We start from the raw sequence: 1,601 nt of genomic DNA, 5'->3' as shown, positions 1-1,601 counted from the left end.
AGAAAGTGTTTATAAATTGATAACTAATTGTCATTTTTTTACGTTTTTTTTAATTATTATTACGGATTTTGCTGTGAAATAGTGCAGCTCATTATTCACAATGAGGTGTACTACCAATGATTAAGTACTTTTTTTCCGTCATATTCGTGTTGAGCAGTTTTGTGCTACGGGCAGAAGATGCACATTCTCCACCGAGGATTATGAACTATAACGTTTATATGCTGGATCACAATGTGGGTGTGGTAACAGGAAATACCAACCCGAATAAACGGGCTGAGTTATTAGTAAATTCATCTGTATTTAGCCATGTTGATGTGGTGGTGTTTAACGAGATCTTTGATAACCAAGCCAGTGATATTTTGATCGAGGGATTAAAAGAGCAATTTGCTTATCGCACGCCAGTATTAGGGCGCACGGAAAGTGGTTGGGATAAAACTGAAGGCTGGCGTCCTGGTTCATTTGATGACGGTGGCGTGATCATACTCAGTAAATATCCTATTGAATATAAAGCGCAAGTGATCTTTGATAAAAGCTGTGGGGCAGATAAACTCGCTCAGAAAGGGTTTATCCATGCTGTTATTAATAAATCAGGTGAACGGTATAATATTGTAGGCACGCATGTTCAAGCTGATGACAGTAGTTGTTTAGCGTCACCATCATCTATCAGGCATCAACAATTTACCCAGATCCAGAGCTACATTGCTAATGCTGGACGATCATTCAATGAGATGTTCTTTATTGCAGGCGATTTAAATGTAGTTAAAACGTCGCAAGAATTTTACTCGATGCTCGATACGCTCAATGTATTTGAACCAACACATTATGCAGGGGCTGCTTACTCATGGGACCCTAGTATCAATGGGTTAGCACATGATAATTATCCTGATCTGAAAGGACAGTTATTGGACTACATTTTGGTTGAACGCAGTCATAAACAACCTCAATATTGGCACAATCAAGTATTAGATGTGTTATCAGAAAAGGTCGAATTACCGGGCACTCAGGAGCCCTATTATTTTTATGAGTATTCCGATCATTTCCCAGTGGTTGCTTTTGAATATGCAGATGAACAGACACAAACGAAAAGCTTTCGCCCGATCAATAAGCCTTATAATCAGATAAAGTTAAAGCATCAACTTACCAATCAGTATGTTTATGCTGACGCCAATGTATCTAATGGTTGGTTAACTTATGGTAGCAATGGCTCAGTTCCTAATGCATTATTCAAATTAGATAATTGGCATCCATATAATGGTGTCTGTATTCACGATAATGATTATGTACAAATATCTCGTGCTGATGGTTATCAAAACTACTATTGGAATTATATTGGTAGTTCATATTACACCCAATCGGGTGATTCCTCCGATTTCATGAAAATCAGCCGTCAAAAAGTATCAACAGATTGTATTCAAAATGGTGATATTGTTTACCTCTACGATCATGCTCATACACTTTGGACAACAGCAGATAAATATTTAGAACCTGATGGAAGTTATATTTACTCTGAAAACACCTTACCAGTAACAAATAATGGATTGTTTATTATCAGTATGCCAGAGTTCCAATATCAAGATTGGCGTGATAACTTAATATATCAA

Annotated in this window: 1 protein-coding gene; it reads left to right on the top strand. The window is 37.1% G+C overall.

Going from position 1 to position 1,601, the window contains the following annotated elements; all coding sequences use genetic code 11:
• Nucleotides 1–200 precede the first annotated feature (200 nt).
• On the top strand, nt 201–1,601 hold a 1,401-nt coding region (sph, locus tag E5A76_RS13945), incomplete at its 3' end, for a sphingomyelin phosphodiesterase (protein WP_161119289.1).

The sequence above is a fragment of the Photobacterium lucens genome, assembly GCF_009873615.1.
GTDB classification, from domain to species: Bacteria; Pseudomonadota; Gammaproteobacteria; order Enterobacterales; family Vibrionaceae; genus Photobacterium; species Photobacterium lucens.
Note: the sequence above shows the minus strand (reverse complement) of the source record. Positions and strands in the feature narration are given on the sequence as shown.